At 58.0% G+C, this 22,545-nt stretch carries 20 protein-coding genes; 17 read left to right on the forward strand and 3 right to left on the reverse strand.

The features are described 5' to 3' along the window. The first annotated feature begins 6 nt into the window (after positions 1-6). Positions 7-1,344 (forward strand): MATE family efflux transporter, encoded by a 1,338-nt coding sequence (locus ACTG2T_RS14795; protein ID WP_042082825.1) that lies wholly within the window; start codon positions 7-9, stop codon positions 1,342-1,344. 88 nt (positions 1,345-1,432) lie between these two features. Here ACTG2T_RS14795 and ACTG2T_RS14800 read toward each other — a convergent pair whose 3' ends face one another. Continuing rightward, positions 1,433-2,254: a peptidoglycan DD-metalloendopeptidase family protein gene (locus tag ACTG2T_RS14800; RefSeq protein ID WP_236396647.1), complete on the reverse strand. Its 822-nt coding sequence runs from the start codon at positions 2,252-2,254 to the stop codon at positions 1,433-1,435. Positions 2,255-2,557: 303 nt separating this feature from the next. On the opposite strand from ACTG2T_RS14800, the gene ACTG2T_RS14805 reads away from it, so the two are divergent. Continuing rightward, positions 2,558-3,337 (forward strand): BPSS1780 family membrane protein, encoded by a 780-nt coding sequence (locus tag ACTG2T_RS14805; RefSeq protein ID WP_101529519.1) that lies wholly within the window; start codon positions 2,558-2,560, stop codon positions 3,335-3,337. Between the two features lie 66 nt (positions 3,338-3,403). Here the strand turns inward: ACTG2T_RS14805 and ACTG2T_RS14810 are convergent, their stop codons facing one another. Continuing rightward, the gene (locus ACTG2T_RS14810) at positions 3,404-4,303 is read right to left on the reverse strand and encodes a LysR family transcriptional regulator (protein WP_005362277.1); all 900 of its coding nucleotides are present in this window, start codon (positions 4,301-4,303) and stop codon (positions 3,404-3,406) included. A 126-nt stretch (positions 4,304-4,429) separates the two neighbouring features. Between ACTG2T_RS14810 and ACTG2T_RS14815 the strand changes: the two genes are divergently transcribed. The 4 genes from ACTG2T_RS14815 (at position 4,430) to oxyR (ending at position 8,879) form a co-directional block, all read left to right on the forward strand. After that, complete coding sequence (locus ACTG2T_RS14815; RefSeq protein ID WP_026035063.1) at positions 4,430-5,290, forward strand: Vmh family MBL fold metallo-hydrolase; 861 nt, start codon at positions 4,430-4,432, stop codon at positions 5,288-5,290. A gap of 75 nt (positions 5,291-5,365) precedes the next feature. Beyond that, complete coding sequence (locus tag ACTG2T_RS14820) at positions 5,366-6,010, forward strand: DsbA family protein (RefSeq protein ID WP_330125229.1); 645 nt, start codon at positions 5,366-5,368, stop codon at positions 6,008-6,010. 172 nt (positions 6,011-6,182) lie between these two features. After that, positions 6,183-7,823: a methyl-accepting chemotaxis protein gene (locus tag ACTG2T_RS14825; RefSeq protein ID WP_019446348.1), complete on the forward strand. Its 1,641-nt coding sequence runs from the start codon at positions 6,183-6,185 to the stop codon at positions 7,821-7,823. A gap of 156 nt (positions 7,824-7,979) precedes the next feature. Beyond that, positions 7,980-8,879: a DNA-binding transcriptional regulator OxyR gene (oxyR, locus tag ACTG2T_RS14830; RefSeq protein WP_330125228.1), complete on the forward strand. Its 900-nt coding sequence runs from the start codon at positions 7,980-7,982 to the stop codon at positions 8,877-8,879. 49 nt (positions 8,880-8,928) lie between these two features. Here the strand turns inward: oxyR and ACTG2T_RS14835 are convergent, their stop codons facing one another. Beyond that, a complete protein-coding gene (locus ACTG2T_RS14835) occupies positions 8,929-11,400 on the reverse strand; it encodes a penicillin-binding protein 1A (RefSeq protein WP_279459554.1) in 2,472 nt (823 codons plus the stop codon). Between the two features lie 300 nt (positions 11,401-11,700). On the opposite strand from ACTG2T_RS14835, the gene tapM reads away from it, so the two are divergent. The 11 genes from tapM (at position 11,701) to ACTG2T_RS14890 (ending at position 22,535) form a co-directional block, all read left to right on the forward strand. After that, positions 11,701-12,762: a PilM family type IVa pilus assembly protein TapM gene (gene tapM, locus ACTG2T_RS14840; protein ID WP_042082638.1), complete on the forward strand. Its 1,062-nt coding sequence runs from the start codon at positions 11,701-11,703 to the stop codon at positions 12,760-12,762. Further along, positions 12,750-13,328 (forward strand): PilN family type IV pilus biogenesis protein TapN, encoded by a 579-nt coding sequence (gene tapN, locus ACTG2T_RS14845; protein ID WP_005353997.1) that lies wholly within the window; start codon positions 12,750-12,752, stop codon positions 13,326-13,328. The genes tapM and tapN overlap by 13 nt, the downstream gene beginning before the upstream one ends. Then, positions 13,325-13,924 (forward strand): PilO family type IV pilus biogenesis protein TapO, encoded by a 600-nt coding sequence (tapO, locus tag ACTG2T_RS14850; RefSeq protein WP_019446350.1) that lies wholly within the window; start codon positions 13,325-13,327, stop codon positions 13,922-13,924. The genes tapN and tapO overlap by 4 nt, the downstream gene beginning before the upstream one ends. Then, on the forward strand, positions 13,921-14,454 hold the full coding sequence (locus ACTG2T_RS14855) for a pilus assembly protein PilP (protein WP_330125227.1): 534 nt from the start codon (positions 13,921-13,923) through the stop codon (positions 14,452-14,454). Before tapO ends, ACTG2T_RS14855 begins: the two co-directional genes overlap by 4 nt. Positions 14,455-14,470: 16 nt before the next feature. Further along, positions 14,471-16,696: a type IV pilus secretin PilQ family protein gene (pilQ, locus tag ACTG2T_RS14860; RefSeq protein ID WP_323918508.1), complete on the forward strand. Its 2,226-nt coding sequence runs from the start codon at positions 14,471-14,473 to the stop codon at positions 16,694-16,696. 191 nt (positions 16,697-16,887) lie between these two features. Then, positions 16,888-17,406, forward strand: a complete 519-nt coding sequence (aroK, locus tag ACTG2T_RS14865; protein WP_005335014.1) for a shikimate kinase AroK — start codon at positions 16,888-16,890, stop codon at positions 17,404-17,406. Positions 17,407-17,420: 14 nt separating this feature from the next. Beyond that, entirely contained in the window at positions 17,421-18,503 is a 1,083-nt protein-coding gene (aroB, locus tag ACTG2T_RS14870; protein WP_021229792.1) for a 3-dehydroquinate synthase, read from the forward strand. Next, positions 18,493-20,073 carry an SPOR domain-containing protein gene (locus tag ACTG2T_RS14875; protein ID WP_330125226.1) on the forward strand — a complete coding sequence of 527 codons (1,581 nt, stop codon included), beginning with the start codon at positions 18,493-18,495 and terminating at the stop codon, positions 20,071-20,073. Before aroB ends, ACTG2T_RS14875 begins: the two co-directional genes overlap by 11 nt. 70 nt (positions 20,074-20,143) lie before the next feature. Further along, complete coding sequence (locus ACTG2T_RS14880; protein ID WP_005335008.1) at positions 20,144-21,016, forward strand: Dam family site-specific DNA-(adenine-N6)-methyltransferase; 873 nt, start codon at positions 20,144-20,146, stop codon at positions 21,014-21,016. 189 nt (positions 21,017-21,205) lie between these two features. Continuing rightward, a complete protein-coding gene (gene rpe, locus ACTG2T_RS14885) occupies positions 21,206-21,880 on the forward strand; it encodes a ribulose-phosphate 3-epimerase (RefSeq protein WP_110302575.1) in 675 nt (224 codons plus the stop codon). Beyond that, the gene (locus ACTG2T_RS14890; RefSeq protein ID WP_042082626.1) at positions 21,867-22,535 is read left to right on the forward strand and encodes a phosphoglycolate phosphatase; all 669 of its coding nucleotides are present in this window, start codon (positions 21,867-21,869) and stop codon (positions 22,533-22,535) included. Before rpe ends, ACTG2T_RS14890 begins: the two co-directional genes overlap by 14 nt. The last annotated feature ends 10 nt before the right edge of the window (positions 22,536-22,545 follow it).

Genomic DNA, 22,545 nt, shown 5'->3' on the forward strand with positions numbered 1-22,545 from the left:
TCGAATATGTCAGCTGTTGATCTGGGCACAGCCCCGCTATCTCGCCTTTTCTGGCGTTACGTAACCCCGACCGTGGCGGCCATGCTGATCACCGGCATCTATGTCACCATCGATGGCATCTTCGTTGGCCATGTGCTGGGTCAGGATGGCATGGCCGGTCTGATGCTGGCTTATCCCATCTGCGCCGTGCTCTATGCGGTGGGGGCGCTGATCGGCATGGGGGCCTCGTCGCTGGTCTCCTTCTATCTGGGGCAGGGCAACCCGGCCAAAGCCCGCCACATCGTCGGCAATGCGCTGGTGATGGTGTTGCTGGCCTCGGCACTGCTCAGTTTTATCGGGATCCGCTATGGCGAGCCCATGCTGGCCTGGATGGGGGCTGAGGGGGAGATCTTCACCGCCGGGCTCTCCTACCTGCAGGCCTACGCCTGGCTGGGCGTCTTTGCGGTGCTGTCGATGGCGTTCAGCTCGCTGCTGCGCAACGATGGCCGCCCTGGCTTTGTCACCCTCATCATGGTAGTCGGGGGGCTGCTCAACGTGCTGCTCGACTATCTGCTGATGGTGGTGTTTCCGTTCGGACTGGCCGGGGTGGCGACGGCCACTATGCTCTCCCAGGCAGTGACGGGCCTTGCCTGCCTGTGGCACTTCTTCACACCGCGTAGCCAGCTGCGGATAAGCTGGGACACCTTGCGCCCCGATCTGCGGCTGATGGGCGAAACGGTGCGCCTCGGGGTCTCCAGTTTTCTGATGTACCTCTATCTCTCTGTGGTGCTGGCGCTGCACAACAAGGCGTTGCTGGCGGTCGGCACTTCGCTGCATGTGGCGGCCTACGGGGTGATCAGTTACACCGAGGCCTTCTTCTATCTGGTGTTCGAGGGGATCGCCATGGGTATCCAGCCCATTGCCAGCTTCAACGCGGGCGCCGGTCACTGGCGGCGGGTGTTGCGGATCCGCAATCTGGCACTCGGAGTGACGTTGGGGATCGCCCTATCCGCGATGATCCCGCTCTATCTGTGGCCGGAGGCGGCGGTCTATCTGTTTGCCGGCGACAACGCCACCCTGCTGCCGGTGGCGAGCCTCGGGATCTGGCTCTACTTCTGGGGGCTGCCGATGGAGGGCTTGCTGCTGGTGGGGGCCACCTACTTCCAGGCCATCAATCGGGCCCGCATCGCTTCCCTGCTCACTGGCGGCAAGCTGGTGCTGATTGGCGGTTTTTTGTGGGGTTTCTCGACCCTGTGGGGTGTGCCCGGGGTCTGGCTTGCATTGCCAACGTGCAGCTCGCTGCTGGTGTTGGTGATGTGGCGGGCGATGCGTCGGGAGTCCGGCGCCCACGCACTGGCCGGATAGGTAATCAGGTTCGACGTGCAGATAACAGACAGGCAGCTATGGGCTGCCTGTCTTGTTAGAGGATGTTTTGTTAACGGGCTCTGCCTATTCAGGGCTTGAAGGCACCGATAAAGATGGCGGGATCGACCCGGGTGTCGTTGAGGCTGACGTTCCAGTGCATATGGGGGCCGGTGGCGCGACCGGTCGAACCGACTCGCCCGACGATGCCGCCACGCGGCAGGCTCTGGCCGAGCTTCACATCGATCTTCGACATGTGGCAGAACATGCTGATGAGCCCCTGACCGTGGTCGACAAAGACGGTATTGCCATTGAAGAAGTAGTTGCCGATCAGGATCACCTTGCCGGCGGCGGGGGATTTGATCGGGGTGCCGGCGCCCACGGCGAAGTCGAGGCCGGAGTGGGGGTTGCGCTCCTCGCCATTGAAGAAACGACGCAGGCCAAACGGGCTGGAGAGGGGGCCGTTGACCGGCTTGTCGAACATCAGGTTGCTCGGCTGGTTGGGGCTGAAGGTCTGGTAAGCCCGGGTCTGCTCCGCCAGCTCGCGGTTGATGCGGGTCATATCCTCGGCGAGCGGATTGACCTGACGGCTGTTCTTGAGCTTGATGTGCTGTTCGCGGTAGTGCTTGGGGGTCACGGTGAAGCCGAGAGTGCGGCCATCACCTGTGGTCAGTTGTTGGGCGCCGGGCTTGCTTTTCAGAGAGATGCCGACGATGGCGATCCACTGGTTGTCTTCGCGCACTACCAGCACGGGTTTGTCGTGATAGCGGGCCGTGGGGGCAGTGGGTGACGCGCCAAGAGGGATCACCGCAACGCCACCCGGCACCGGATGGTTGAGCAGGCGACTGATAAAACCCTCGGCCAGGGCCGACTGGCTGGCCAGTAACAACAACAGACAACAAACAACTCTCATGACGATACCACTCGATGTTAAAGCGCCCGGGATGGCGGGATGACAACCCCCCTGTCCGGCATTCGTCGATCACTAAAGGATGATCACGGCACGCTGGCCACGACAGGCGCGGCTGGGGAAGGGGACAGATTGTGCCTCGTTATGGTCGGGGCAGCCAGTGGCGGGGCGTGGCTGACGCCCCTTTTGTGCATCGCTGCGTCAGGTTTTATGTCGTGGTCGGGCTGCTTCGCCATTGAGTCGCCCCCGCCCTGGCTCTAGAATCTGCTTCCGGCACTGATGCCACCGACACTCCGAGGAGACGATATGAACGGATTACCCCCTTTGCGCACTACACCGGCCCGGTACACGACAGGTCGTGGCTGGCTCTGGGTTCGCAGCGGGTTCGATATCTTCAACAAGGGGATGGGGATCAGCGTGGCCATGGTGCTGGTCTGGTTTATGGTGGGCATGTTGCTGGAGCAACTGCCGGCGGGTGGCCTTATCTCCCAGCTGCTCTACATGGTGTGGGGCGCGGGTTGGGTAGCGGTCGCCGCTCGGGGTTATCGGGGGGAGCCGCTGCAGTTTGCCGATCTCTTCGCCGGTTTTCGCCACAAGTTGACCCCGCTGATGCTAGGCGGTCTGCTGGTGTTGCTGCTGTTTAGCCTGGTTGGCCTCGTCTGTCTCGGTCTGCTCTCCATGTGGGGGCTGCTCCCGCTGTTGACGCAGGATCCCGAGAGCATGGTGGTCTCAGCCAGCCAGTTGCAACAACTGCTGCTGGTATTGCTGGTGGGGATGCTGCTCATCATTCCCGTGCTGATGGGGGTCACCTTTGCTCCGGCGCTGATCTACCACCACGATATCGGCATCATCCAGGCGGTACGGCTGAGCTTCTTCGGCTGCTGGCGCAATATTTTTCCCTTCTTCTGGTGGGGGCTGCTCTCAGCCATGTTGTTGCTGTTTGGCGCTGTGCTGTTGCTGGTAGGTCTGCTGGTGGTGATCCCGGCGCTCAACTACTCCATCTATGTGGCTTATCGGGATATTTTCCTGGACGAGAGTGCGCAGCCGGAAGCGCCGCACTCAGAACCATTCGGATTTGAAGCCTGATCAAGGGATCAGAGTGAAGAAGGGGCCCGCAGCGGCCCCTTCGTTATGTTTGGGTGTGCGGAGTGCTTACTCCTGCCAGATGGGATCCGCCGCCATGCGGGCCAGCAGAAAATCGAGGAAGCTGCGCAGTAGCGGCGACATCTGCTTGCGGGTGGCATACACCCCGTATACCCCGAGGCGCTTGGGCTGCCAGTCGGTCAGCAGGGGCACCAGTTCTCCGCGCTCCAGATAGGGTTGTGCCGAGTAGCGGGGCTGCAGGCTGATCCCGGCGCCTTCCAGCGTTGCTTCCAGCAGCAGATTGGAGATATTGGCGCTCAGGTTACCGCTGACCGGTACTGACTCGGGACCGTCCGGTCCATTGAACTCCCACAGGCTCTTGCCAAAGTAGGTGTAGGTGAGGCAGTTGTGCAGCGCCAAATCCTGCACCTTGTGTGGCATCGGATGACGGGCCAGATAGGCCGGGCTGGCACAGACTACCGAGTGGCAGGTGCCGAGACGGCGCGCCACCAGATTGGGGTCGAGGTCGTTGGTGATGCGCACCGCCAGATCGATCCGCTCCTCCACCAGATTGACGGTTCTGTCGAGCAGCAGAATGTCGATGGCCGTCCCCGGGTATTGCGCCAGATAGTCGTTGGCAGCCCCGACCAGCAAGGCTTCCGACAGGGAGTAGCTGCTGGTGATCCGCAGTTGCCCCTTGGGGGCGTCATCCCCCTTCACGGCGATCTGCTCCATCTCCTCGCCGAGTGCCAGCATTGCGCGGGCCCGGTTCAGCGCCTCCTCTCCCGGCCCTGTCAGGCTCAGACGACGGGTGGTGCGGTGCAGCAGGCGGGCGCCCATCCAGCTCTCCAGCTCGGCCAGATAGCGCGACACCATGGCGCGCGACATATCCAGTTTCTCTCCGGCGCCGCTCAGGCTCCCTTGTTCGACTACGCTGACAAAGACCCGCAAGGCGGTCAGTCGATCCATGTACGGCTCTCTATATGTTCGATATGTGCAACAGTGATGCGCTTTTTATGCTGTATTTGCACCTTAAGTGATCCAATACACTGTGTCCATCAAATGAACCCCCGAATACTTAATGAGGAATAGATGATGAACAACACCCTGATCCGCAACCTGACTCTGGCGACCACCCTGTTGAGTGGCGCCGCACTGGCCGCCCCCCTGAGCGTGACCGTCTACAACCCTGGCGAGAAGGCGATCTTCCCGGTCTCCTCCTCACTGGTGACCGGTGACAAAGAGGCCATCCTGATCGATGCCCAGTTCGACGTGCAAAATGGTCAGGCGCTGGTCGACATGATCAAGAAGAGCGGCAAGAAGCTGACCACTGTCTATATCAGTGCTGGTGACCCCGACTTCTACTTCGGTCTGGAGCCGGTCATGGCGGCGTTCCCGGATGTCAAAGTGCTGGCCGACCAGCATGTGGTTGACCATATCAACAAGACCAAGGATGCCAAGCTGAGCTACTGGAGCCCGATCCTCGGCAAGGGGGCACCGAAGAGCCTGACCGTGCCGCAAGTGATGACCGCCAGCCACCTGACGCTGGATGGCGAGAAGATTGAAATCAAAGAGATGAATACCCCGAATGCCTACCTCTGGGCCCCTTCCATCAAGACTGCTTTTGGTGGTGTGCCGGTCTACCACGGGGTGCATGTCTGGATGGCCGACAGCCAGACCAAGGCGGCCCGCAGCAATTGGGTCAAGGCGCTGGACAACCTGCTGGCCCTGAAACCCGAGCGCGTGGTACCGGGCCACTTCCTGGGGACTGCTCCCAAAGGCACTGCTGCTGTGACCTTTACCCGTGACTATGTAGAGCGTTTCGAACAGGAGCTGGCCAAGGCGAAAAACTCCGGTGAGCTGATTGAGGCTCTGAAAAAGGCCTATCCGGCACTGCCGGTTGACGATGGTCTGGCCATCGGTGCCAAGGTCAATACCGGCGAGATGAAGTGGTAAGCCACTGAGCCTGCTCTCCCTGTGTTTTTTTACCGGGCCTAAGGGCCCGGTTTTTTATCCGAGATTGAAGTGAGAATGAAGATGAGCGAACAACAAACCACCCTCCATTATGTCTATGACCCGCTCTGTGGCTGGTGCTACGGTGCCGCCCCCCTGTTGCAGGCGGCAGCCACCATTGCTGGGCTCAAGATCGATCTGCATGCGGGCGGTCTCTGGCTGGGTAGTCGCCGTCAGCCGATGGGCGAGGCATTGCGTGATTATGTGCGCCCCCATGATCAGCGGATCGAAGCGCTGACCGGCCAGCATTTTGGCGAACGCTACTTTAACGAACTGCTGCTGCGGGAAGGCTGTCTGCTGGACTCCGAGCCGCCGATCCGTGCGGTTTTGGCCGTCACGGCGTTGGGGGGCGATGGGCTGGTCATGTTGCACCGGATCCAGCAATCCCACTATCGGGACGGGATCTGGATTGGTGAGCCGGCATTTCTCGCCACGCTGGCGGCAGAGCAGGGGATTGCAGCCGAGGCATTCCAGCAATCCTATCTGCAGGCGCCCTTGCTGCAACATCTGGCAGATAGCCAGGGCTGGATGAAACGGCTGGGCGGTCAGGGTTATCCCACCCTTGGGTTGATGCACAACGGTAAGGTGAGTACTGTGCGAGTGGCTGACTTTTTGGGCGATCCTGCCGGGTTGCGTCAGCATCTTCTTGAGTTGATGGAATAGTTATTAGAATGTGGACGGACAAGGTCTCTTTAGAAGTGGAGTGAACGGGCCGATATTCCTGTATGCAGAAGCGATATGAAAGCCTTCGATTTTCTGCTTGCAGACTATGCTCTATGTGACCATTCCCGGCGGATGTTGCGGGAGTGCAGACTCATTTCAAGGAAGCCCCCATATGTTCAAAAACATGTCTATCGGCCAGAAACTGAGTGCCGGATTTGCCATCCTGGCACTGCTGGTACTGGGCTTGGCCTGGTTTTCCATCAGCCAGTTGGCAAAGCTCTATGGTGATACCGAAACCATCACTGACAACCTGCTGCCGTCAACCCGCTATGCCAGCCAGATGCATGTTGCCATTCTGGATGCGCGCCGCTCAGAGCTGGCCCAGGTCATCGGTGGTCTGAACAAGGATGATCAAGAGGTAAGCGATCGCACCCTGACCTTCAATAAGGCCAGGCAGGAATTTGAGCAAGCAGCCCAAAAATACGGTGCTTTAGCTTTCACTACAGGTGAAGAGAAACAGGTTTATGAGCAGGTGGTTGCGGCGGGGGCCAAGTATTTTGCGGTGCATGACCAACTGTTGAGCGCCTTCGCTGCTGGCGATCTGGAGCGAGTCAGAAGTCTGCGCAAAAACGAAACCCGGGTCGCGCTGGAGGAGGTGGGAGCAAAATCCTTCCGCCTGCGGGAAATCAATAACGAGATTGCGGCCCAGATGACAAAAGATGTGGAGGCGCTCTACAGCAGTGCCAGAACCATGAGCGTCATTGTCAGTCTGGTGACGCTGGGTTTTGTTGTGGCAATTGCCTGGCTGCTGACCGGTCAGATCCGCAATCCGGTGATGGCGTTGCTGGAACAGACCCGGCGGGTCTCCTCTGGTGATCTCACCTCCCGCATCGATATGCAGCAGTTCAACAATGATGAACTGGGAACCCTTGCCAAAGGGTTTGGTGAAATGCAGACCAATCTGCGCACTCTGGTGAGTGAAGTGTCGGGCTCTGTGGTGCAACTGAGTTCCGCAGCGGAGGAGATCAGCTCTGTTGCCAGCCAGTCAGCCAACAATATGAATGCTCAGCAACATGAGCTGAACCAGCTGGCGACGGCGATGAACGAGATGCAAGCTACGGTGCAGGAGGTCTCGCGCAACACCAGCGATGCGGCCAGTGCCGCCACCTCGGCCAGTGAAACGGCCGAACTTGGTGCGCAAACGGTGAATGACTCCATTCAACGTATTGAACGGGTCGCAGGTGCCATCGAGAGTACCGCGGTGGTGATACGCCAACTGGGCGATGACAGCCGCAATATCGGCATGGTGCTGGAGGTGATCCGCGGCATTGCCGAACAGACCAACCTGCTGGCATTGAACGCCGCCATTGAAGCGGCACGTGCCGGTGAGCAGGGACGGGGGTTTGCGGTGGTGGCCGATGAGGTGCGTACTCTGGCCAAGCGCACTCAGGACTCCACCTCCCAGATCAATACCATCATTGCCGAGTTGCAGCAGCGTGCCGAACAGGCCGGAAGTACCATGCAACAGAGTCAGGAGCTGATGAACACCACGGTTGCTACCGCACGGGAAGCGGGCGAGTCCATCTCCCAGATCAGTGGCTCGGTCAGCAGCATCTCCCACATGAACATCCAGATTGCAACGGCCACCGAAGAGCAGGGGGCGGTGAGCGAGGAGCTCAACCGTAACGTGGTCAATATCAGCCACGCTTCCGAAGAGGTGGCCGCCGGTGCCACCCAGATGGCTCAGGCGTGCAATGAGCTGAACCATTTGGCTACCCAGTTGCAGGATATGGTGCGCCGTTTCAGGGTGTAATCCCTCGGCGAGCCAAACAGCCCGATTACCGCAAGGTGATCGGGCTTTTCTGTTTTGGAGGAACAGCCAGAGAGGTTCACCGTGAGCGGATGACTTGTCCAGCCGGACGATATTGTGCATGCTGATGGCCCATTTTCCAGGCAGGACTCTTGCTGTATGAATCTTCGCGATCTCGAATATCTGGTGGCGCTGGATGAGGAAAAACATTTTCGCAAAGCTGCTGAACGCTGCTTTGTCAGTCAACCCACCCTGAGCGGCCAGCTGCGCAAGCTGGAAGATGAACTCGGGGTCATTCTGATCGAACGTACCTCGCGCAAAGTGCTGTTTACGCCTGCTGGCGATGCCATGGCCCATCAGGCGCGTCGGGTGCTCAAGGAGGTGCACGAGCTCAAGAGCATCGGTCAGCACTTCTCCGAGCCGATGTCCGGGGAGATCCATATCGGTTTTATTCCGACCGTGGGCCCCTACCTGTTGCCCCGCATTATCCAGACCCTGCGTGAGCGTTTTCCCCAGCTGGAGTTCTACCTCTACGAGGAGCAGACCCAAACCCTGCTCAAACGGCTGGAAGAGGGGGAGCTGGATTGTGTCATTCTGGCCGAGATGCCGGGGATGGAGGGGTTTGGTTCAATCCAGCTCTACCACGAGCCGATGTGGTTGGCGGTGCCTTGCCATCACCCCGAAGCACAGGCCAGACAGGTACCGCTTGGCAATCTCAAGGGCAAGAAATTGCTGATGCTGGCTGATGGCCACTGTTTGCGGGATCAGGCGATGGGATTCTGTTTCGCCGGCGGGATAGGTGAGGATCAACGCTTCAAGGGGACCAGTCTCGAGACCCTGCGCAACATGGTGGCCGCCGGTAGCGGCATGACCCTGGTGCCAAAGTTGGCCGTACCTGCCGATCATGATGAGGGTGGGGTGAGCTATCGGCCCGTGGTTGACCCTGTGCCGGGGCGTACCATCTCGCTGCTCTATCGCCACTACTCGGTGCGTCGCCCCTGCTTCAATGAGTTAGCCGCCTCGATCGCCACACTGATGAGCAAGCAGTTGGCCCAATAAAAAAACCGGCAGCCAAGGCTGCCGGTTTTGCTTCTGCCGCAAGAGCAGCTTAGAAGATATCGTCGGTTGAGACAGGCCCTTCCACATCGGGGTTGTCACCACCGTAGACCTGATTGCCATCCGAGCTCGGTGCTGCGTAGCGGGTCGGCTCGGTCCCTTCCTTGAAGTATTCGTCGGTGCCGCCACTGGTTGCCAGCAGGCCGGTTTCGCTATCAATCTTCACCGTCATGATCCCTTCGGGAACCGGCATCTTGTGCTCCGGCAGCTTTTTGAGGGCGACTTTCATGAAGTCGATCCAGATAGGCTGCGCGGCACCACCACCAAATTCGGCACGGCCAAGACCACGCTGGTGGTTGTCAAAACCGATCCAGGAGGTGGCAACGATGTCCGGGGTGTAGCCGGAGAACCAGGCATCCCGCGATTCGTTGGTGGTACCGGTTTTGCCTGAGATATCGTGACGTTTCAGGTCGCGGGCTGCACGCCAGCCTGTACCACGCCAGCCGTTGCCACCCCAGATGGCTGTGCTCAGGGTGTCGGTGATCAGGAACGCACTCTGGGCACTGATGGTATGTGGGGCGATGATTGGCGCGAGAGGGGTCTGCGTGCCATCTTGTGCGGCTCCATCAACAGTTGGCTCCGGCAGTGTGCTCTGCTCGGGCGCGGCCTGCTGTTCGCAGGTGGTGCAAGCAATAGCAGGATTGGCCTGATAGAGGGTGTTCTCCAGACTGTCGGTCACTTTGTCGATGAAGTATGGGGTCACCAGGAAGCCACCGTTGGCGAGAACCGAGTAACCACGCACTACCTCGAGGGGGGTGAATTCGGCAGCGCCCAGCGCCAGCGACTCATGGGGAGAGATGAAGTCGCGGGGGAAGCCAAAGCGGGTCAGACCGTCGATATAGGTATCCAGACCGATGGCGCGCATCAGTCGAACCGACATCACGTTTTTGGACTTTGCCAGTCCCAGACGCAGCGGAGTGGGACCATCATAAACGGCCGGGGAGTTCTTGGGCTGCCACATGGGCCCTTTGGATGGATCCCACTGGTTGATCGGCGCATCGTTGATGAGCGATGCCAGGGTATAGCCATGCTCCAGCGCGGTCGCATAGAGGAAAGGCTTGATATTGGAACCAATCTGGCGACGCGCCTGATCGACCCGGTTGAATTTGGAGAGTTCGAAGCTGAAACCACCGACCAGCGCTTCCAGTGCCCCATTTTTCGGGTTCATGGCAACCAGCGCGGCGTTGACGTCCGGGATTTGGGCCAGTAGCAACTCTTCGCCCTCTTCCCGTACCCAGATCTGGGCGCCGACTTTCAGCACATCGCGCGCCGATTTCGGGGCATAGCTCTGACGGTCGTCGGTAATAAAGGAGCGGGCCCATTTAATGCCGTTCCAGCCGAGCTCTGCTTCCTTGCCATTTTTCAGTACCAGCGTGGCGCTGCGATCACCGAGCTTGGTCACGACCGCCGCCATCAGCGGATCGTAAGTGGGCTGTTTGCCAAGGTGAGCGACAATCTGCTCGTAATCCCAGGCTGGCTCGCCAGCCTTCCACAACTGAGCCGTCGGGCCGCGATAGCCATGGCGCATGTCATAGGCAAAAACGCCATCCAGCAGCGCCTGTCTGGCTGCCCGTTGACGTTCGGCAGAGACGGTAGTGTAGACGTGCAGGCCCATGGTGTAAGCATCTTCACCGAACTGCTCGACCATCTTCTGGCGCACCATTTCACCGAGATAAGGGGCGTGCAGGGTCACTTCGGCGCCGTGAAAACGGGCCTTGATCGGCATTTTGGACGCTTCGTCAAACTGGGCCTGGGTGATCTTGCCGGTTTCCAGCATCCGGCCCAGCACAACGTTGCGGCGCGCAAAGGCCCGCTCGGGGGAGCGGATGGGGTTGAGCATGGAGGGAGCTTTCGGCAGACCGGCAATGATGGCGATCTCGTCCAGTCCCAGATCCTTGACCTCTTTACCAAAGTAAACCTGTGCCGCAGCACCGATCCCGAAGGAGCGATAACCGAGGGGGATCTTGTTGAGGTAGAGTTCGAGGATCTCGTCTTTTGAGAGATTCTGCTCGATCCGCCAGGCCAGGAAGACCTCCTTGATCTTGCGGATGATGGTCTTCTCATTGCTCAGGAAGAAGTTGCGGGCAACCTGCTGGGTGATGGTACTGGCCCCCTGACGGGCATGGCCGGAAACAGCCCAGACGGATGCGGCTCGAATGATACCTATCGGGTCAATGCCCGGGTGCTCATAGAAACGTGCATCTTCGGTCGCCAGTACGGCATCGATCATGGGTTGCGGAATTTCGTCCAGACGCAGCGGAATGCGACGAATTTCGCCATATTGGGCGATCAACTCCCCATCCCGGCTGTAAACCCGCATCGGGGTTGCCAGCTTGACGTCACGCAGTGCGGTGACATCGGGCAGTTGGGGTTTGATATAGAAGTAGATACCGATGAGGCTGGCAACACCCAGCACAGCACCCAGCATCATGACAATAAACAGGCGAACGAGCCATTTCAGCATGGAAGAACTACCAATCGTCTTAAAATTAGCCAACGGGCGCAGAGTATAGCCCTTTTGCCATCGGGAATTCGAGGTTTTCCTGTGGCGAGCCACCCACCTCAAAAGGATGCGAGAGGTTAGCACTACAGGGAGCAATAACCAAGGAGGGCCACTTGCCATGAAGAAAGCGAGATGGGTCACTTTTCGGCATAAACTTTATGACATTGATAGTTAGAGCATTTAGGATGAGTGAAGCACTCCTCTGATCGGGTGTCCTACACTCTGTTCAGGAATAAAACCAAATAACGCATGGATGTGTATATGTTTGGGCTTTTTAACAAGGGATCCCTCCTCCCTCTGGTGGGCATTGATTTTGGCAGCCAGACCATCAAGGCCGTTACCCTCAGTGGCCGACCTGGCAAGCTTCATCTCGAATCTGTCGCCGATATTGCCACCCCGAAAGGGACGCTGGTTGACTATCAATTGCAGGATATCGAGCGCGTCAGCCAATCTCTCAAGACTCTCAAGCGCCTGATCCCAGCTCACAGCGACTATGCCGCCACTGCGGTGACCGGCTCCAACGTGATAACCAAGGTGATCCAGATTGATGCCCGCCTCAGCGACAAGGAGCTGGAGAGTCAGGTGCAGCTGGAGGCCGAGCAGATCATTCCCTTCCCCCTCGATGAAGTGAGTCTCGATTTTGAGGTGCTGAGCACCAACAATAGCGAAGATCGTCAAGATGTGCTGCTGAGCGCAGCCCGCACCGAGAGTGTCAACGGCCGGGTCAGCGCCCTTGCCGAAGCCGGTATTGCCGTCAAGGTGGTGGATGTGGGCGCCCATGCGCTGGGCCGTGCCGTGGTGGCCTGTCTGCCCGAATTGCAGGAGAGTGAACGGCCGATCGGGGTGATAGATATCGGTGCCAGTGCCATGACCTTTGCGGCGCTGGTCAAGGGAGAGGTGATCTACTCCCGCCTGCAAAACTTCGGCGGCGATCAGTACAGCCAGGCGCTCTCCTCCTTTTATGGCATGACGCTGGATGAGGCTGAGCAGGCTAAAACCAAAGGTACCTTGCCTGTTGACCATGAGCTGGATGTGTTGATGCCCCACATCAACTCGCTGCTGCAGCAAGTGCGGCGCAACATCCAGCTCTTTTGCAGTTCGTCCGGCTATCGCGACATCGCAAAACTGGTGCTGACGGGGGGAGGCAGTCTGCTACCCGGTTTGTTGGTGCAGGTAAAAGAAGAGGTCAATTGCGAGGTGTTGCACCCGGATCTGTTCGCTCTGTTTGGCAAACCGAAAGGGGAGGCCGAGCTGGTACATGGTGCTAAATATATGACGGCATTCGGGTTGGCTCTGAGGAGTTTCACACCATGTCAAATATAAACCTTCTCCCCTGGCGTGAAGCCCGGGCCCAGCGCCAAAAGAAACAGTTTGGGGCCTTGCTGGGGATTTTTGTGCTGGCCACGGTCGCGCTGGGATTTTTTGCCAACTGGCTGGTTGATCGCCAGATCGTCGCCCAGCAGCAGCGCAACCAGCGGCTGGTTCAGGAGATGACTATTCTCGATGCCCAGCTGGGGGAGATCCGTCTGCTCAAAGAGCGTCGCAAGGAGCTGATCGATCGGATGCAGCTCATCGAACAGTTGCAGATGCGCCGCAATGTGCCCGTCCGCCTCTTCAATCAGCTGCCTTCACTGGTGCCCAACGGGGTTTACCTGAACACCCTCTCAATGCAGAACAATATTATTGATGTAAATGGCAAGACCGAAGCCTATGGTCGGGTGGCCAGCATGATGCGGCGGATTGATGGTTCCGGCTGGCTGGGTCAGGCAAAGATAAGCACTATTTTTGCGGCTGATGTTGCGCCAGTGTCATTGAGCCAGTTTTCCATGATGTTCCTGATCGCCAACAATGCTGCGGCTGCAGGGAATGTGGCCAAGGAGCAACAATGAACCTTCAGCAACTCAACGAGTTGGATATCAATGACATAGCAAGCTGGCCAAAATGGGCAAAAGGGGTCTTCATCTTTTTCTGCTGCGTGTTGACCGGCGGCGCCATCTACTACTACGTGATTGCCAACTCACTGACCAGTTTGACCCAGGAAGCGGGGAAAGAGACCGAACTGAAAGCCCAGTTTGAAAGCAAGGCGATGCTGGCTGCCAACCTGGGGGCATACAAGGCGCAAATGGTTCAGCTTGAGCAACTGGTCGATACCCAGCTCAAGCAGTTGCCCAATACCCATGAGGTCGCCGGTCTGCTGGACGATATCAGCTTTATTGCTACCGACAACGGCTTGAAATTGAACCGGATCAACTGGGAACCCGAGGTAAAGCACGAGTTTTCAACCGAGCTACCAATGCGTATCGAAGTCGTGGGCACTTACCATGAAATTGGCAAGTTTACCGCTGACATGGCCGCTTTGCCCCGTATCGTCATCCTTGACTCCTTCACTCTGGGTCAGAGCAAGGATGAAGGGGAGCTGATTTCGATGTCGATGCTGGCCAAGACCTACAAGTACAACGGTAAAACAGTGGAGCCGAAACAATGAGACGCATCTGCTGGTTATTGCCTGCCCTCTTGCTGGCGGCGTGTGGTGGTCAGGAGGACATGGATAGCTATGTCGCCCAGACCAAAGCAAGGCCACCCATACCTATCGAGACCTTGCCCGAGCTGAAGCCTTTTGCCCCTATGAACTACCAGCAACGCGAGTTGCGCAGCCCCTTCATGGTTCCCCAGCCTGAGGCGACGGTCGGAAGCACAAGCACTACCAAGGCCCAGCCGGATTGTGCTCAGACCCTGATGGATCGTGAGAAAGAGGTGCTGGAAAATTATTCGCTGGCCAGTCTGTCGATGCATGGCTCTTTGGGTAAGGCGGGTCAGTTGTGGGCCTTGATCAGCACCCCGGATGGCAAATCGATGCGGGTCGGACTCAACCAGTATATGGGGCTTGATCAGGGCCGAGTCATCAAGATCACTGACACTGCCGTGGATTTGCTGGAAACCATTCCGGACGGGAAGGGGTGCTGGGTAACAAGAGAAACCCAGTTGGCGATGGCCAATGTGCAAGAAAAACAATAATCAGGGACGAACAGCAATGAGAACAACAATAGAGAGTGTATCCAAAGTAGCTTTGCTGTTTTGCGCCAGCGCCCTCAGTCAGGCGTGGGCAGTGGCAACCCTGCAGGAGATCAAGGTCAATCCGCTGCTGGCCGATCAATTGCTGGTGGAGCTCAGTTTCAGTGAGCCGGTCACGGGCTTTACCGATCGTCTCTCTTATCAGCCCAATCAGCTGTTGTTGCATGTTCCCGGTGCGGTAGGGGCGCTGAAAGTGAACCCGCTGCCGATCCAGCGCCTGGGGGTAGATAATATCAAGGTTGAGGGTAAGGGCGCAGGTCTGGATATCAAGATCGCACTCGATCAGCTTGCTCCCTATCAGGTGCAGCAACAGGGGAACAAATTACTGGTGTCATTGGGCGAGGGGGCCTCTTCCGGGCTCATCAATGGTGAGAGCGCCCTGATTGCACCCGCAACCTCGGCTACTCCTGTGCCAGCGCCCTCTTCGATGGCGGCCACACCCTCTCCCTCGGCGCTGCTCAATCCTCAGGTTGTCGCTCGGTCGATGCCTGTTGCGCCCGTGACAACGCCGGTAGCAACACAGCCTGCCAGCAAGCCGGTGCTCAACAACTATCAAAGCAGTGGGGGCGGCGCCTATTTCAACACGGTTACCGGCGTGGATTTTCGTCGTGGTAAAGATGGCCAGGGGGAGTTTCTGGTCACGCTGGATAACAGCTCGGCCGCCGTCGATGTGAGCAGCCGAGGCCAGACTGTACTGGCCAAGTTTCATGGCACTCGGGTGCCGGATGGTTTGCTTAATCTGATCAATGTGCAGGATTTTGCAACGCCGGTCTCTCAGGTTGAAGTCTCCCGGCAGGGGAGCGATACCCTGTTTGAACTGTCGATCAATGGTCAGTTTGATTACCGTTACGATCAGGCAGACAAGCTCTTCATTATCGAGGTGAAAAAGCGGACGACGGCCACGGCATCCAAGCAGTATCAGGGCAAGCCCATCTCATTGAACTTCCAGGATATTCCAGTCCGTACCGTGTTGCAGCTGATCGCAGATTTCAACAATCTTAACTTGGTAACTACTGATTCGGTGGCGGGCAATATTACCCTGCGTCTGGATGGGGTGCCGTGGGAGCAGGCGCTCGACATTATTTTGAAGGTGCGGGGTCTGGATAAGCGGTTGGATAACAACATTTTGCTGGTAGCGCCTGCAGAAGAGATCGCAACGCGCGAGAAGCAGCAACTTGAGAGCCGCAATCAGGTCGCAGATTTGGCGCAGCTCTATACCGAATATCTGCAGATAAACTATGCCAAGGCCTCGGAAGTGGCGGCCCTGCTATCTTCCGAAAGTACCAAGTTGCTGTCACCCCGTGGTGCAGTGAGCGTGGACGAGCGAACCAACGTGCTGGTGGTCAAGGATACCGCTGATGTCATCAGCAGCATCAAACGGATGCTCGATATTCTCGATATTCCGGTCAAGCAGGTGGTTATCGAGGCGCGGATGGTGACCATTGATGACGGCTTTGATGAAGCGCTCGGGGTGCGGTGGGGAGTGACCAAAAACGATGGTCATGGCAACAGTACGTCCGGTTCCATAGCGGGGAATGATGGCTCTGGTAACAACAATGGTGGCTCGACAATTACCAGACCGACAGCAGACGATCGGTTGAACGTCAACCTGCCGGTGACCAATGCGGCCGGTACTTTGGCCTTCCAGGTTGCCCGTTTGGCTGATGGCACCTTGCTGGATCTCGAGTTGTCGGCGCTGGAAAAAGAGAGCAAGGCCGAGATTATCGCCAGTCCGCGCGTGACCACTGCGAACCAGAAACCGGCGCTGATCGAGCAGGGTACCGAGATCCCCTATGTGGAGTCCTCTTCCAGTGGCGCTACCTCGGTTACCTTCAAGAAGGCGGTATTGAGCCTGAAGGTTACCCCGCAGATCACCCCTGACAATCGGGTGATTCTCGACCTGACCGTGACCCAAGATACCAAGGGTGAAACGGTACCGACCGGTACCGGTGATGCGGTTTCCATCAACGCCCAGTCCATCACCACTCAGGTGCTGGTGAACAATGGCGAGACCTTGGTGTTGGGCGGCATCTATCAGCAGACCATCAAGAGCGATGTGACCAAGGTGCCGTTGCTCGGTGACATTCCCGGATTGGGGGCCTTGTTCCGCAAGACCACCAGCGAGAACAAAAAGCGGGAGTTGCTGATTTTTGTGACGCCCAAGATAGTCACCGACGCCTTCTGAATGCTTTACATGTGATGGTAAAACACATATAACCTTACGCCCCAATGAGGCTGGGGCGTAAGGGCTGCGGTTGCCAGTCCCGATATCTATTGAGATAATCCCCCTCCTGATCCATCGCAAGATAAGGTTCATAGGTACCCCGATCCAGTATTCATCGGGGTCGTACAGTTTGTAATTACTAACGAAAAGACATGGCTGAGAAACGCAATATTTTCCTGATAGGTCCCATGGGTGCGGGCAAGAGCACCATAGGTAGACATCTGGCAGAACAACTGCATATGGAGTTTTTCGACTCAGATCATGAGATTGAGCGCCGCAGTGGTGCTGATATCGGCTGGGTGTTCGATGTTGAAGGCGAAGAAGGTTTCCGGATTCGCGAAGAGAAGGTGATCGGCGAATTGTCAGAGCAGCAGGGTATCGTGCTGGCGACGGGTGGCGGTGCCATCAAGAGTCGCGAAACCCGCAACAAGTTGTCTGCTCGCGGCATCGTGGTCTACCTCGAAACCACTATCGAAAAGCAGCTGGCGCGCACACAGCGAGACAAACGCCGCCCTCTGCTACAGACCGAAGAACCGGCACGCGAAGTGCTGGAACGTCTGGCACAAGAGCGCAATGCCCTGTATGAAGAGGTTGCCGACTTTGTTGTGCACACCGATGACCAGAGCGCAAAAATCGTTGCCAATCAAATTGTAAAGCTGATCGGTATGTAATCTAGAGGACGTCCATGGAACGGTTGAAGGTCGAACTGGGTGAACGCAGCTATCCCATCGAGATAGCTGCCGGGTTGTTGCAGCGCCCCGAGGCGCTGGTATCGACCATCAAGGGCAAGCGGGTGATGATAGTGACCAACACTGTTGTTGCTCCGCTTTATCTTGAACGGGTAACCGCTCTGCTGTCGGGTTTTCAGGTTGAACACTTGATCCTGCCTGACGGTGAGGCATATAAGAACCTGGCGACCTTTGAGCAGATCATGTCTGCTCTGCTTGAAACCAACCATGGGCGCGATACGACACTGATCGCTCTGGGGGGCGGCGTGATCGGGGATGTGGTGGGCTTTGCGGCAGCAAGCTATCAACGTGGCATTCCTTTTATCCAGATCCCGACCACTCTGCTCTCCCAGGTTGACTCCTCTGTCGGCGGTAAAACCGCGGTCAACCACCCCCTCGGCAAGAACATGATTGGGGCTTTTTATCAGCCCAAACAAGTTGTTATCGATACCGAATGTCTGAGTACCTTGCCCGCCCGCGAATTTGCCGCAGGGATGGCCGAGGTGATCAAGTACGGCATCATTTGGGATGCTGATTTCTTCAGCTGGCTGGAGCAGAACATGGTGCGTCTGCAACAGCTGGAACCTGCCGCGCTGGCCTACGCCATCAAACGCTGCTGCGAGATCAAAGCCGATGTGGTCGGTCAAGATGAGACCGAGCACGGCGTCCGTGCGCTGCTCAATCTGGGTCACACCTTTGGTCATGCCATCGAGGCCGAGCAGGGGTATGGCAACTGGCTGCATGGTGAAGCGGTATCCGCTGGCACCATGCTGGCAGCCTGGACTGCGCAGGCCCGTGGCGATATGAGTGAAGCGGACGTTGCGCGAGTGCGCGCTCTGCTGCTGGCCGCCAATTTGCCCATTCATGCGCCTGCCGAGATGGATTTCGCCGCCTTTATTCGCCATATGCGCCGTGACAAGAAGGTGCTGGAAGGCAAGCTGCGTCTGGTGTTGCCGGTTGGCATCGGCCATGCGCAGGTGGTGGGGGATGTGTCCGATGCCGAGTTGCTGGCGGTGATCGAGTCTGGTCGTGACGAATAAACTGCTAAAACTTCCTTCCCAGCGGCAGCTGGTTGACCGGCTGCTGCATCTGATTGAATTCAATCACCCTTTCATTTTTCTCTCCGGTAAACCCGGTTGTGGTCGCGGTACCCTGTGCGAATCCCTGCTCGGCGTGTTGCCGGAAAAAGTGCGGGTGGTAAGCCTGATTGGTACGCCTGCCATGAAGATGGTGGATGTACGCCAGCTGTTGCTGCCACAGGTGGTGGCGCGCCCGCTGTTCAATCCACAGGATGCGCTGGCGGAGAGCTTCTTTCGCATGCTGGAGGGGAGCAAGCCTGCCACCCTGCTGCTGCTGATAGAGCGGGCCGATCAGTTGCCAGCCGAATTGCTGGGAGAGTTGTGGGCGATCATCCGTCATAACGATACCCTGGCGGCGCCCCATCAGCTGGCCATTATCGTCTCGGGCAGTGACGTCTGGTGTCGTACCCAACGGCCGCAGCTCAAAGGGCGTGCCATGCCAGCCCTTGAGCTGGAAGTGCCGCCACTGAGCCCGCCCGAACAGCGCATCTTCTTGTATGAAAAAGCCAAAGAGCTCAAGATCCCGGCGACCCTCTTGCCCAAGCCGCAAGTGGAGGAGATCCTGAAAACGGCGAACGGACATCCGTCCACCATCATGCAGTTACTGGAGGATATCATGACCGACAGAAGGCCCAAGAAGCGTCAGGCGGAGTTGCCTGTCAAGAAGATTGCCACCGTTATCGCGCTGGTCGCTGGCGGCCTGTTGGCGTTGAGCTACCTGCTGCCTGCGCTGTTTGACAATGAAAGCAAACCGGCGCTGCAGGATCCGGCGCAGAACACGGCATTGCCGATCCCGGTAGCGGGAGGCGATCCCCTCACCGCTGGCGGTTCGAATACAGATTCCGCTGCACAAGGCACGCAAAACAGCGATGCAGCCAGCAATCCCAATGGGGTTGTGAAAGATTGGCAGCCGGAGGCGAAAGTGCTGCCCAAATCGGTGGAGAGCGAAACCGTGACCACCGAATCAACCAATTACGAAGGGCGTCGGGTGGTGATCTCTGACGAGGTCGTGCAAAAGCTGATGACCGAACCCAAGGTGAGCGGCGCTCTGCCTACTGACGTGGTGGACGAGCTGACCGGCAAGAACCCGAGTGGCACAGCCCCCAGTGGTGCAATCGCAACCACGGCGCCAGCCAGTACCTCCAAAGCACTGAATCCGGCGACAACCGCAACGCCTGCTTCTACCACCAAAACAGCCAGCAACGAGCCGGTTGCCGCGCCAGCACCCAAAGTGGCCCTGACACCGGTCGCCACCTTGAACAAGAAGCCGCGCAACCACTACAGTGTTCAGTTGATGGGGGCGAGCAATACCAAGGCGGTGGATCAATTTGTCGCCGAGCATGGTCTGGCGGGCAAGGTCTGGGTCTATCAGACCAAATTCCGTGGCAGCCCCTGGTATGTGGTGCTGCAAGGGGATTATGCCGGTCTGACCCAGGCCAAGAGTGCCATTCGCAAGCTTCCGCCAGCCTTGCTGAAAGGCCAGCCCTGGCCCAAGTCGTTTGCACAGGTACAAAAAGAGCTGAAGCAATAGCCTTGATACCGGATAAGGGGGTAGAATCGTCCCCCTTTTTGGGTCTTGCCTTCTTACACACCGGATTTCCATGAAAAAAACACGCGCTTTTTTAAAATGGGCCGGGGGAAAATACTCCCTGGTTGAAGAGATTGCCGAGCGCCTGCCGGCCGGGCGTGTGTTGCTGGAGCCCTTCGTCGGGGCCGGGTCAGTGTTTCTCAACACCGACTACGACGCGTATGTGCTCAACGACATCAATCCGGATCTGATCTGCCTGTACAACCACCTCAAGCTGACGCCGGACAGTTTCATTGCCGAGGCGCGCAAGCTGTTTGTGGCAGAGCACAACCACAAGGCGGCCTATTACCGGCTGCGTACCCAGTTCAATCAGACCGAGACCACCTTCGAGCGGGCACTCTTGTTCCTGTTCCTCAACCGTCACGGTTTCAACGGACTGTGCCGCTACAACAAGAAGGGCGGCTTCAACGTGCCGTTCGGTTCCTACAAGAAACCCTATTTCCCGGAAAAAGAGCTGTGGGCCTTTGCCGAAAAGGCGCAGAAGGCGACCTTTATCTGCGAGAGCTACGCCGATGCCATCAAGCGTGCCGAAGAGGATTGGGTTATCTATTGTGATCCACCCTACGCGCCGCTCTCCACTACGGCGAGCTTCACCACCTATGCCTCCGGTGGGTTTACCCTGGATGATCAGGCGATCCTGGCGCGATTGGCCCGCCACACCGCCGCTCACAAAGGGGTGCCGGTACTGATCAGCAACCACGATATCGAGCTGACTCGTGAGCTTTATCGCGGTGCTCGCCTCGACGAGATCCTGGTCAAGCGTACCATCAGTCGCAACGGCGGCACCCGTAACAAGGTTGCCGAATTGTTGGCGCTCTATCCGCCCGGAATCGAACCGGAGCAGGGCTACTATCCCAGCGACAGTGAACTGCTGCCACTGACGTAACAGACCATGCGGCGCCCAGGGGCGCCGTTTTTTATGGGCGAGTCCGCGCCCGTGCCGATGTCCTATAACCCGGGTTGCTGGGGGAGGGGAGGTGATTGCCCCATTTACCCCGCATTCGAGTCGTTTTCGCCCGCCTTTTACGTTAAAATTGCGCCGCTTTTTCTCCCTGGCTGCCAATGGATGATGCTGATGAAAGACTTTCTGATTGCCCCCTCGATCCTCTCTGCCGATTTTGCCCGTCTGGGTGAAGATGTAGCCAAGGTACTGGCTGCCGGTGCCGACGTGGTTCACTTCGACGTGATGGACAACCACTATGTCCCCAACCTGACCATTGGCCCCATGGTCTGTCAGGCGCTGCGTGACTACGGTATCGAGGCCCCCATCGACGTGCACCTGATGGTCAAGCCGGTGGATCGCATCATTCCTGATTTTGCCAAGGCGGGTGCTTCCCTCATCACCTTTCATCCGGAAGCGTCCGATCACGTTGATCGTTCTCTGGGCCTGATCAAGGAGATGGGCTGCCAGGCCGGTCTGGTGCTGAATCCTGCTACCTCGCTCTCCTGCCTCGAGTATGTGATGGACAAGCTGGACGTGATCCTGCTGATGTCGGTCAACCCGGGCTTCGGTGGCCAGAGTTTCATCCCCGGCACCCTCGACAAGCTGCGTCAGGTGCGTCGTCTGATCGACGAGAGCGGCCGCGATATCCGCCTCGAGATCGATGGCGGGGTGAAGGTCGACAACATTCGCGAGATCGCCGAAGCGGGCGCCGACATGTTTGTCGCCGGCTCTGCCATTTTCAGTCAGCCTGACTACAAGGCGGTGATCGACAAGATGCGTGCGGAGCTGGCTCATGTCACACGCTGAGCGCGCATTTGATTTGGTGCTGTTCGATCTGGACGGCACCCTGATCGACAGCGCCGCCCAACTGGCGCTGGCGGTCAATCTGACTCTGGCAGACCTCGGTCTGGCGCAGGCCGATGAAGCGGTGATCCGTACCTGGGTTGGCAACGGCGCCGACAAGCTGATCCAGCGTGCGCTCGCCTATCGTGAGGCCGATCCCGAGCTGTTTGCCAAGGCCAGACCGATCTTTTTCCAGCACTACAACGCTTGCCTGCTGCAAGGGCTGGCGATGTATGACGGGGTGGCGCAGAGTCTGCGTCGCTTGCAAAGCCTGGGCTACAAGCAGGCGATCGTGACCAACAAGCCGAGCGATTTCGTGGCACCCATCCTCGATGCCCTTGGCATCAGCGATTGTTTCGAACTCTGGCTTGGCGGCAACTGCGTGCCGGTCAAGAAGCCGAGCCCGGAGCCCTTGCTGCACGCCTGCCAGGAGTTGGGGGTTAGCCCCGCTCGCACCCTGATGGTGGGCGACTCCGAAAATGACGTGCTGGCGGCCAAGGCGGCTGGCATGAAGGTGGTGGGTCTTACATACGGCTACAACTATGGTCGTCCCATCGCCGACTCCCATCCAGACTGGGTATTCGAACAGTTTGCCCAGCTCGATGCACTTTTGGTCTAATAGCGCAGCT

This window comes from Aeromonas sp. 75A, assembly GCF_051919425.1.
Taxonomy (GTDB): domain Bacteria; phylum Pseudomonadota; class Gammaproteobacteria; order Enterobacterales; family Aeromonadaceae; genus Aeromonas; species Aeromonas veronii.

What these genes read in the sequence shown, in the direction of transcription:
- ACTG2T_RS14805 (WP_101529519.1), top strand. Translation starts at nt 2,558, where the DNA reads ATGAACGGATTACCCCCTTTGCGCACTACACCGGCCCGGTACACGACA.
- aroK (WP_005335014.1), top strand. Translation starts at nt 16,888, where the DNA reads ATGGCTGAGAAACGCAATATTTTCCTGATAGGTCCCATGGGTGCGGGC.
- ACTG2T_RS14800 (WP_236396647.1), bottom strand. Translation starts at nt 2,254, where the DNA reads ATGAGAGTTGTTTGTTGTCTGTTGTTGTTACTGGCCAGCCAGTCGGCC.
- ACTG2T_RS14825 (WP_019446348.1), top strand. Translation starts at nt 6,183, where the DNA reads ATGTTCAAAAACATGTCTATCGGCCAGAAACTGAGTGCCGGATTTGCC.
- ACTG2T_RS14855 (WP_330125227.1), top strand. Translation starts at nt 13,921, where the DNA reads ATGAGACGCATCTGCTGGTTATTGCCTGCCCTCTTGCTGGCGGCGTGT.
- tapM (WP_042082638.1), top strand. Translation starts at nt 11,701, where the DNA reads ATGTTTGGGCTTTTTAACAAGGGATCCCTCCTCCCTCTGGTGGGCATT.
- ACTG2T_RS14795 (WP_042082825.1), top strand. Translation starts at nt 7, where the DNA reads ATGTCAGCTGTTGATCTGGGCACAGCCCCGCTATCTCGCCTTTTCTGG.
- oxyR (WP_330125228.1), top strand. Translation starts at nt 7,980, where the DNA reads ATGAATCTTCGCGATCTCGAATATCTGGTGGCGCTGGATGAGGAAAAA.
- tapN (WP_005353997.1), top strand. Translation starts at nt 12,750, where the DNA reads ATGTCAAATATAAACCTTCTCCCCTGGCGTGAAGCCCGGGCCCAGCGC.
- rpe (WP_110302575.1), top strand. Translation starts at nt 21,206, where the DNA reads ATGAAAGACTTTCTGATTGCCCCCTCGATCCTCTCTGCCGATTTTGCC.
- ACTG2T_RS14815 (WP_026035063.1), top strand. Translation starts at nt 4,430, where the DNA reads ATGAACAACACCCTGATCCGCAACCTGACTCTGGCGACCACCCTGTTG.
- tapO (WP_019446350.1), top strand. Translation starts at nt 13,325, where the DNA reads ATGAACCTTCAGCAACTCAACGAGTTGGATATCAATGACATAGCAAGC.
- pilQ (WP_323918508.1), top strand. Translation starts at nt 14,471, where the DNA reads ATGAGAACAACAATAGAGAGTGTATCCAAAGTAGCTTTGCTGTTTTGC.
- ACTG2T_RS14835 (WP_279459554.1), bottom strand. Translation starts at nt 11,400, where the DNA reads ATGCTGAAATGGCTCGTTCGCCTGTTTATTGTCATGATGCTGGGTGCT.
- ACTG2T_RS14820 (WP_330125229.1), top strand. Translation starts at nt 5,366, where the DNA reads ATGAAGATGAGCGAACAACAAACCACCCTCCATTATGTCTATGACCCG.
- ACTG2T_RS14890 (WP_042082626.1), top strand. Translation starts at nt 21,867, where the DNA reads ATGTCACACGCTGAGCGCGCATTTGATTTGGTGCTGTTCGATCTGGAC.
- ACTG2T_RS14880 (WP_005335008.1), top strand. Translation starts at nt 20,144, where the DNA reads ATGAAAAAAACACGCGCTTTTTTAAAATGGGCCGGGGGAAAATACTCC.
- aroB (WP_021229792.1), top strand. Translation starts at nt 17,421, where the DNA reads ATGGAACGGTTGAAGGTCGAACTGGGTGAACGCAGCTATCCCATCGAG.
- ACTG2T_RS14810 (WP_005362277.1), bottom strand. Translation starts at nt 4,303, where the DNA reads ATGGATCGACTGACCGCCTTGCGGGTCTTTGTCAGCGTAGTCGAACAA.